General features: G+C 43.1%; 5 protein-coding genes. All 5 read left to right on the top strand.

The annotated features are described in order from the left end of the window. Nucleotides 1–90 precede the first annotated feature (90 nt). Complete coding sequence (locus B4K11_RS08545; protein WP_292951005.1) at nt 91–2,067, top strand: heme lyase CcmF/NrfE family subunit; 1,977 nt, start codon at nt 91–93, stop codon at nt 2,065–2,067. A gap of 10 nt (nt 2,068–2,077) precedes the next feature. After that, complete coding sequence (locus B4K11_RS08550) at nt 2,078–2,623, top strand: DsbE family thiol:disulfide interchange protein (RefSeq protein ID WP_292951003.1); 546 nt, start codon at nt 2,078–2,080, stop codon at nt 2,621–2,623. Next, entirely contained in the window at nt 2,620–3,099 is a 480-nt protein-coding gene (locus B4K11_RS08555; protein ID WP_292951001.1) for a cytochrome c-type biogenesis protein, read from the top strand. The genes B4K11_RS08550 and B4K11_RS08555 overlap by 4 nt, the downstream gene beginning before the upstream one ends. Beyond that, nucleotides 3,092–4,339, top strand: coding sequence for a c-type cytochrome biogenesis protein CcmI (gene ccmI / locus B4K11_RS08560; RefSeq protein ID WP_292950999.1), 1,248 nt, complete (start codon nt 3,092–3,094; stop codon nt 4,337–4,339). Before B4K11_RS08555 ends, ccmI begins: the two co-directional genes overlap by 8 nt. Before the next feature lie 64 nt (nt 4,340–4,403). Next, nucleotides 4,404–5,179, top strand: a 776-nt coding sequence (locus B4K11_RS08565; RefSeq protein ID WP_414689280.1) for a hypothetical protein, incomplete at its 3' end; no start/stop codon positions are given.

Raw genomic sequence — 5,179 nt, forward strand, 5'->3', positions numbered from 1 at the left:
ACATGATGAAAATTATATGCCTCCGGAAGTTGCTGAAGCATTGGAAAAAAGCGGTAATATGCCGAAGCCTGAAGGTGAGGTTTATAACAAATGATTCCTGAGTTAGGTCAATATGCGCTTATTCTAGCTTTGTGCATGTCAGCGCTCTTAGCTGTTGTCCCCATTGCTGGTACATATAGTAATAATCCTATATGGATGGGATATGCCCGTCCTTTAGCAACAGGGATGTTCGCATTCCTAGTGGTTAGTATTATCTGTTTAGGGTATGCCTTTGTTGTAGACGATTTTTCCGTTGTTTATGTTGCCAGTAACTCAAATACGGCGCTCCCTGTTTATTACAAAATAAGCGCAATATGGGGTGGTCATGAAGGCTCACTGCTTTTATGGGTAGTGATTCTGGGTGGCTGGACTTGGGCTGTTGCGATTAAAAGCGATAATTTGCCTCAGGATATCGTTGCGCGCGTTTTAGGTGTAATGGGTATCATTGGGGTTGGATTTATACTCTTCACATTGCTGACTTCGAGCCCTTTTGAACGACATTTGCCTCGTTTCCCCGCAGAAGGGGGGGATCTTAACCCGCTGCTTCAAGATATTGGCTTGATTATTCATCCGCCAATGCTTTACATGGGATATGTTGGTTTTTCTGTTGCTTTCGCATTTGCAATTGCCGCGTTGTTAAGTGGCCGTTTAGATGCCGCGTGGGCTCGTTGGTCGCGTCCTTGGACTGTGGTTGCTTGGGCGTTTCTGACCTTAGGTATTGCATTAGGCAGCTGGTGGGCTTATTACGAGCTTGGTTGGGGTGGCTGGTGGTTCTGGGATCCAGTTGAGAATGCTTCTTTTATGCCTTGGCTTGTCGGTACTGCGCTTGTTCATAGTTTGGCTGTGACAGAAAAGCGTGGTGTGTTTAAAAGCTGGACCGTTTTACTAGCTATTTTTGCGTTTTCTTTAAGTTTGCTGGGAACATTTCTTGTTCGTTCTGGCGTATTAACTTCTGTCCATGCTTTTGCGACAGATCCTGAACGTGGTTATTTCATTCTAGCGTTGTTAGTCATTACCATTGGTGGCTCTCTACTACTTTATGCAATTAAAGCTGCGCATGTTAAAAGCGAATCGCGTTTTGAACTTATCTCTCGTGAAACTCTTTTGCTAGGAAATAATATTTTACTTGTCGTCGTTGCTTTGATGGTTTTATTGGGCACTTTATACCCACTACTTATCGACGCGTTGGGTATAGGTAAAATTTCAGTAGGGCCTCCTTACTTTAATGCACTATTTATTCCTTTAATGTCAGTTCTTGTTGCTCTTATGGGCATAGGCATGGTGTCGAGATGGAGACACACGAAAGGAAGTTATATTGCTAAACAGTTATTAATTCCTCTTGTTGCAAGTGTTGTTTTTGGTGCCGGTTTCTCTGTCGTTTATGGTGGTGAGTTCGATTGGTACGTGACTTTGGGAATGGTTTTGACATTTTGGATTTTATTAGTTTCGATTAAGGATATTTGGAATAAAGTATCGAATAAGTCCAGTGTTTTTAAAGGATTGCGTGGGCTATCTCGTAGTTACTATGCAATGGTTCTAGCGCATGTAGGTGTGGCTGTTACTATTGTGGGTATGACGCTTGTCTCTGTTTATAACGAAGAGCGTGATTTAAGAATGGCACCGGGCGATTCTTTATCGTTTAAACAATATGAATTCATTTTTGATGGTGTTCATCTTGTGGAAGGGCCAAATTATAAAGCTGATCAAGCACAAATTAGAGTGCTTAAAGATGGTGAGCCTTACGGTACATTACACCCTGAAAAACGTCATTATACGGCGCGTGGCAATGTGATGACCGAAGCTGATTTGGATCCAGGCCTAACGCGAGATCTATATGTTGCATTAGGTGAACCATTAGATAATGGTGCATGGGCTGTGCGTATTCAGCATAAACCTTTCGTGCGTTGGTTATGGTTAGGTGGTCTATTAATGACATTCGGTGGTTTATTAGCTGCAATGGATCCTCGCTACCGAAAGCAAGCTAAACGTGAAACGAAAACGATCAAAACTGCTGAGTCCAGTGTGTAGGAGAATTGTTGTGCGTCGATTTATTTTATTTCTCCCTCTAGTTATTGCGATTGGCATAGGGGGCTTTTTGTGGAAAGGGTTGCAATTAGACCCAACTGAATTGCCTTCAGCGTTACTGAATAAACCGTTCCCTGCGTTTGAGTTACCAGCGTTAGCTGATTCAGAACTGACGTTAACTGAAAATGATCTAAAAGGTGAAGTGGCTTTAGTCAATGTATGGGCTACCTGGTGCCCATCGTGTAAGCAAGAGCATGCTCAGCTTAATCGTATTAAGGCCGAGGGTTATAAGGTCATTGGCATCAACTATAAAGATGAGCGTCAAAAAGCGAATATCTGGCTGAAAAAATATCTAGACCCTTATGCGGTAAATGTTTATGACGATAAAGGCACTTTAGGTCTCGATTTAGGCGTTTATGGTGCCCCTGAAACTTATGTCATCGATAAGGACGGCGTGATTCAATATAAGCATGTGGGTGTAGTTGATGAGGCTGTATGGCAGAAGTTAAAAGCAATTATTGATCAGCTAAAGAATGGACCTAAGGTAGCAACTCAATGAGATTTATATTGACCCTTATTTTATTTGTTTTGCCTATCAGTGCTTTTGCGGCGATTGATACTTATGAATTTAAGGATGAAGCAACTCGAGAGCGTTTTAAAGAGTTAACGTTTGAACTGCGTTGTCCAAAATGTCAGAACCAAAACCTGCAAGATTCAAATTCGCCTATTGCAGAAGATCTGCGAAATGAAGTCTATAAAATGCTTCAAGATGAGAGCAGTAATGATGAAATCATGGATTTTATGGTGGCGCGCTATGGGGAGTTTGTTCTTTATAAACCTCCAGTGAATGAGACAACTTACATATTATGGTACGGACCATTTGGTTTGGCGTTTATTGGTCTGATTGTTCTACTTGTAGTCTCGAGAAAGCGTAAACGTAATGATGTTTCAGAGGTCGATTTGGAAACACACTTAAGTAATGATGAAACTGCTCGCTTGGATGATATTTTGAAAAAGGGTGAGCGAAATGATTGAGTTATGGGTTGGTATAGCTGCATTAACAATACTCGCTATAGCATTTGTAGTCTTGCCGTTCGTTAGAGCTAAACGTTTAGTTGAAGCGTCTACTGATGAAGATCGTAGTCAGCAAAATATTGAAATTTTCCGCGAGCGTTTAGCTGAATTGGAGAATGAAAAAGCTGCAGGGAATTTGGAAGAAAGTGATTTCTTGACGCTAAAGACTGAGCTTGAAAGAAATTTGCTGTCAGATGTTCAAGGGCCAGAGTCTTCATCAGGTAAATTACAGCTGACCAGTCAAGTGCTGACAACCGTAATGCTTTTAGCGTCCATGATACCGGTTGCTGGTATTGGGCTGTATTCGTCTTTGGGGCGGTCGGCCGATTTAGAAATTGCGTTACAGCAGCCGAAAGATCCCTTTAATGGTCAAGTTCCAACGTTAGAACAAGCGATAGCACAGCTGGAAAAAGAGCTTGAAATGAACCCAGATAATGCGGAAGGCTGGTTTCTACTATCGACTACCTACATGAATCAAGGACGTTATAAGGAAGGAGCAGCAGGCTTCAAGAAAATTTTAACGATTTTGCCTGCAGATGCTCCTCAGTATGCAAGTGTGAATGGCCAGTATGCGCAGGCTCTGTTTTTTGCTGAAGGCAGTAAGATAACAGATGGCGTTCGTGCACAAATTGATAAAACACTTGAGATTGAACCACTTGAAATAACAGTGTTAGGTCTTCTGGGTATTGACGCCTATGAGAAACAAGATTACGAAGCGGCTTTAGAATTTTGGCTAACTGCTTTACGCAATGCTGACGGGCAAACTGCTGACTCATTAAGATCAGGCGCAATAAAAGCTAGAGACCGCCTGATTGAACAAGGCACAGAAGTCGCTCCTATTCCGGAACTGGAGATCGCATCGATCTCTCTTAAGGTGGATATTGATCCCTCACTAAAAGGCCAAGTGAGCCCAGAGCAAACTATTTTTGTATTTGCGCGAGAAGTGGGACAGAGAATGCCATTAGCGGCGGTTAAGTTGTCAGTTTCCGACCTGCCAGCTAATGTTGTACTTGATGACACAATGGCGATGAGCCCAGAGGCTACGCTGTCTTCGGCTGCAGCGGTTGAAGTTTCCGCTAGAATTTCTTTATCAGGTCAGCCTCAAGCAAAAGCGGGTGATTTATACGGTATCATTACGCCTGTAGATGTCAGGGGTGGTGATTTACCTTTGCAGCTTATTGTCGACAAGGTTGTCGAATAATACAGGCTCTTTTATAGTTGTATGAAAATAGATAATAACAAGAGAAAGGGGCGCGACTAGGCACATGGATATTGGTCTGCGTGAATGGCTGATAGTTGGCGGTGTTATTTTAATTCTGCTGATAATTTTTGATGGATGGCGCCGCATGCAAAGCGGTCGTAATCGTCTGAAATTGAATATCGATAAGAACTTTGTTGATGTTCCTGTCGAAGATGAATCATTTAATCCCGAGTTGCCCGGCGGTGGTGCCCGGCGTGTGGGTTTAGATGATGATCCTCTTTTTTCCAATCATCGCCCTGAACTTTCTCCGCTTAAGGACGAAAGTGGAGCTATAGATGATGATCTTGCAGTATCTGATGAGGCTGAAACGCAGAAAGTGACGCCTTCTGGTGCTCCAGTCCCTTCCCAAACAGCTAATAAACCCTTGGATTCACAGGATTGGAGTGGCGATCTTTCATTAGATGAGGGAATTGTGAGTTCGGCCAGAAAAGTGGTATCTGAGGATGTTGAGACAGAAACACTGACAAGTACTGATGTTCAGGCTGATTTGGAACCTCCTCTAGAAGAACTTGATGCTTATGCCACTTCACTAAGCGGTGAAGGCGTTTTGGGCCCTGCGCGGACAGTTACAGTGTCTGATGAGCCAGAACCGCCAGTATTGCTCCCAGAAGAGCCTGACGAAAGCTATCCAATAGATCGTGAGTCTGTAGTTGTATCTGATGAGATTACACTTGAAGTTTCTGAAGCTACGCTACACATTGCAGAGCCAGAGCCAGAGCTGCTTGATGTCATCGATCGTATGGTCGAAGGTATTGCCGAGCAAGAGCAAGAGCAAGAGCA

The organism is Neptuniibacter sp. UBA6509 (genome assembly GCA_002435145.1).
In the GTDB taxonomy this organism is placed as follows: Bacteria; Pseudomonadota; Gammaproteobacteria; order Pseudomonadales; family Balneatricaceae; genus Neptuniibacter.

Excerpts from the sequence above, each read along its gene's own strand:
- B4K11_RS08545 (WP_292951005.1), top strand. The coding sequence starts at position 91 with ATGATTCCTGAGTTAGGTCAATATGCGCTTATTCTAGCTTTGTGCATG.
- B4K11_RS08555 (WP_292951001.1), top strand. The coding sequence starts at position 2,620 with ATGAGATTTATATTGACCCTTATTTTATTTGTTTTGCCTATCAGTGCT.
- ccmI (WP_292950999.1), top strand. The coding sequence starts at position 3,092 with ATGATTGAGTTATGGGTTGGTATAGCTGCATTAACAATACTCGCTATA.